This is a genomic window from Streptomyces gardneri (assembly GCF_006539185.1).
In the GTDB taxonomy this organism is placed as follows: domain Bacteria; phylum Actinomycetota; class Actinomycetes; order Streptomycetales; family Streptomycetaceae; genus Streptomyces; species Streptomyces gardneri.
On the sequence record NZ_BJMN01000117.1, the window covers coordinates 1 to 3,492 of the forward strand.

The window sequence follows — 3,492 nt, forward strand, 5'->3', positions numbered from 1 at the left end:
CCAGGCTCAAGGCACCCGCGACGTAGGCGGCGGCGATCTCGCCCTGGGAGTGGCCGATGACGGCCTGGGGGGTGATGCCGTGGTGCTGCCAGACCTTGGCGAGGGAGACCATGACGGCGAAGGTCACGGGCTGGACGACGTCGACGCGGTCGAGCGTCGGTGCGCCGGGGGCCTGTCGGACGACGGCTTCGAGAGACCAGTCGACATAGCGGGAGAGCGCGGTCTCGCACTCGGCCATCGAGGCGGCGAACTCAGGCGAGCTGTCGCAGAGTTCGGCGCCCATGCCGGCCCACTGCGTGCCCTGGCCGGGGAACACGAACGCCACCCGTCCCGGATCGGTGACCGTGCCCCGTACCAGTCCTTCCGGCATCCGCAGGGCGTCCCGCAGTGCCTCCCGGCTGTCGCCGACCGCGACCGCGCGGTGCTCCATCGCCGTACGGCCGTCGACCAGGGCGTGGGCCGCCACCGCCGGATCCAGGTCCGTGCGACCGTCCGCGTACGCGGCGAGCTGCCCGATCTGGGCGTCCAGCGCTGCCGAGGTCTTCGCCGACACCGGCCACGGCACCACACCGCCGCCGACCGACGGCTCGACGGCCGGGGACTCCTCGACCGCCGGGGCCTCCTCCAGGACGACGTGCGCGTTCGTCCCGCCCACGCCGAACGCGGAGACGCCCGCCCGCCGGAGCCGGCCCGGCTGCTCCGGCCAGTCCACGGCCTCGGTGAGCAGCTCGACCGAACCGGCCGACCAGTCGACCTGGTCCGTCGGCTCGTCCACGTGCAGGGTCTTCGGCAGCACCCCGTGGCGCAGCGCCTGCACCATCTTGATGACACCGGCGACACCCGAAGCGGCCTGCGTGTGCCCGATGTTCGACTTCAGCGTCCCCAGGCGCAGCGGCTGCCCCGGGGCGCGCCCCTGCCCGTACGTGGCGAGCAGCGCCTGCGCCTCGATCGGGTCGCCGAGACGGGTCCCCGTGCCGTGGCCCTCCACGACGTCCACGTCGCTCGACGTGAGCCGCGCGTCGGCCAGTGCCTGGCGGATCAGGCGCTGCTGGGAGGGGCCGTGCGGAGCCGTGAGGCCGTTGCTCGCGCCGTCCTGGTTGATGGCGCTGCCGCGCACGACGGCCAGGACCCGGTGGCCCTTGCGCCGTGCGTCGGAGAGCCTTTCGAGGAGGAGGACGGCGACGCCCTCGCCCCAGGCGAGGCCGTCCGCCGCCGAGGCGAAGCCCTTGGTCCGGCCGTCGGCGGCCATGGCCTGCTGGCGGCTGAACTCGATGAACGCGCCCGGCGTCGCGAGGACGGCCACGCCGCCCACGAGGGCCGTCGAGCAGTCGCCGTTCCGCAGGCCCTTCAGGGCGAGGTGCAGGGCGACGAGCGACGAGGAGCACGCCGTGTCCACGGTCACGGCGGGTCCCTCGAGACCGAGGGAGTACGCGATGCGCCCGGAGGCCACGGCGGAGGAGTTGCCGGTGACGACGTAACCGCCGGTGCCTTCGGGGGCGACCCGGATGTCCGGCGCGTAGTCCTGGTACCCACAGCCCACGTACACGCCGACGTCGGTGCCGCGGACCGACGCGGGGTCGATGCCGGCCCGCTCGAAGACCTCCCAGGAGGCTTCGAGGAGCTGCCGCTGCTGCGGGTCCATGGCGAGGGCCTCGCGCGGCGAGATCCCGAAGAAGGCCGCGTCGAAGCCGGCGGCGTCGTCGAGGAACGCGGCGTTGCGGACGTACGTCGTGCCCTTGCGCCCCGGCACCGGGTCGTAGAGGGAGTCGATGTCCCAGCCACGCTCCTCCGGGACCTCGGAGACGAGGTCCTTGCCCGCGGCGACGGCGTCCCAGAGGTCCTCGGGGGACCGGATTCCGCCCGCGAACCGGCAGCTCATGCCGACGATCGCCATGGGCTCCTGCCGACGGTCGGCCCGGCGACGGCTCTCTTTCCGGAGTTCTTCGTTCTCCTTGAGAGAGGCGCGCAGAGCGTCCACCAACTGTTCGTTGGAACTCGTCATCTGGGTGTGGTCTTCCGCTCGTGGATGGGGTTGTGGGCGTGTGGGGGGCGGGTGGTGCTCGGGATGCGCGGGTTGCGGTGCGTGGGGCAGGACCGCGGACGGGTCAGGTGTTCCGGGGGCCGAGAGCCATCCGGATCAGGGCCTCGGCGTCCAGGTCGTCGATCGACGCCTCCGGCTCCGCACCGGGCTCGGCGGCGCCGCTGTCCGAACCGCCGGTACCCGGCTCGGGCTCGATGCCGGTGAGGCGCAGGACGGTGTCGAGGACCCCCGCGTCCCGCAGCCGGTCGAGGGGCAGCTCGGCCAGGGCCCGGCGCACCCGCCCCTCCCAGTCCGTCGGGGCCGGCTCGGCCGGCGCGAGGTACGCCTCGTGGAGGTGCGCGGCGAGTGCGGCGGGCGTCGGGTGGTCGAAGACCGTGGTGGCGGGGAGCCTGTTGCCGACCACCGTGGAGAGCTGGTTACGGAGCTGCACGGCCGTCAGCGAGTCGAAGCCGAGCTCGGTGAAGGCACGGCCGGGGGCCACCCGGTCGGGGGAGGAGTGGCCGAGTACGGCTGCCGCATGGGTACGGACGAGGGTGAGGAGCGCCGGCCGGCGCTCGGGCTCGGGGAGCGCGGTGATCGCGGCCAGCGCCGACGACTGCCCGGTCGGCGCCGCGGCGGCATCGCCGGGAGCCGGGGCGCCGACGGGTGCGGCGAGCGCCTGCCGGGCCTCCGGGACGCCGTCGAGCAGAAGGCTCGGACGGGACACCGTGAACGCGGGCGCGAACCGCTCCCAGTCGACATCGGCCACCGCGACGAAGGTCTCGTCGTGGCTCAGGGCCTTGGCCAGTTCGCCCAAGGCGCGGTCCGGGCTCATCGGGCGGATGCCGCGACGCTGCCAGTACGCGTCGTCGGCGCCCCGGCCCATGCCGTCGCCGGCCCAGAGGCCCCAGGCGACCGAGGTCGCCGTCTCGCCCCGGGCGCGGCGCCGGGCGGCGAGCGCGTCGAGGTGGGCGTTGGCCGCCGCGTAGACGCCCTGGCTGCCGCTGCCCCAGACCCCGGCGTTCGAGGAGTAGAGGACGAAGGCGTCCAGCGGAGTCCCGCGGAGCAGGTCGTCGAGGACCTCGGCGCCGCTCGTCTTCGCGCCCAGGATGCGGGCGATGTCCTCCGGGCCGGTGACGTCCAGCGGATCGCCGCCCGGTGCGCCGGCGGTGTGGACGACGGCGGTGAGGGGCGTCTCGGCGGGGATGCCGTCGAGGAGGGTGCGCATGGCGTGGGGGTCGGCGACGTCGCAGGCGGCGATGGTGACGCGGGCGCCGAGTGCGGTGAGTTCTTCGGTGAGTTGGGTGGCTCCGGGGGCTTGTTCGCCGCTGCGGCTGATGAGGAGGAGGTGTTCGGCTCCGTGGTGGGCCATCCAGCGTGCGGCGTGGCTGCCGAGGGCGCCGGTGCCGCCGGTGATGAGGACGGTGCCGTGAGGCTGCCAGTCGCGAGTGGGCCGGCGTCCGTGGAGGGGC

The 3,492-nt window shown here is 74.4% G+C and carries 2 protein-coding genes; both read right to left on the minus strand.

Features of this window, described 5'->3' with window-relative positions:
* On the minus strand, positions 1 to 2,002 hold a 2,002-nt coding region (locus SGA01_RS40595), incomplete at its 3' end, for a type I polyketide synthase (protein ID WP_141303438.1).
* A 103-nt stretch (positions 2,003 to 2,105) separates the two neighbouring features.
* On the minus strand, positions 2,106 to 3,492 hold a 1,387-nt coding region (locus SGA01_RS40600), incomplete at its 5' end, for a beta-ketoacyl reductase (RefSeq protein WP_141303440.1).